Genomic DNA, 267 nt, shown 5'->3' with positions numbered 1-267 from the left:
TAACATGGCAAACATTCTTCAAAAGGCAGGGGTCGGCGATAAAGCATTACCTTATCTTGAGTCGGCAGAGAAACTAGGACACGACCTCAGCGAAATATTATCCTTACGCAGCGCTATACTGGCTCTAAGCTTTAATTTTCAAGAGGCTTGGGGAGCTCTCAAAAAACTTTATTCTTTAAGGCCCAATGATCCAACCGTACATAATAATCTTGCCAACTTTTACAAAGACATGGCGAACTTTGAAAAAGGGGAATACCATTATCGTCG

General features: G+C 41.6%; 1 protein-coding gene. It reads left to right on the top strand.

Annotated elements, in window-relative coordinates; genetic code table 11:
• On the top strand, positions 1–267 hold a 267-nt coding region (locus tag Q5762_RS38590; RefSeq protein WP_315896982.1), incomplete at both ends, for a hypothetical protein.

The sequence above is a fragment of the Streptomyces sp. P9(2023) genome (assembly GCF_032436795.1).
GTDB lineage: Bacteria > Actinomycetota > Actinomycetes > Streptomycetales > Streptomycetaceae > Streptomyces.
Note: the sequence above shows the minus strand (reverse complement) of the source record. Positions and strands in the feature narration are given on the sequence as shown.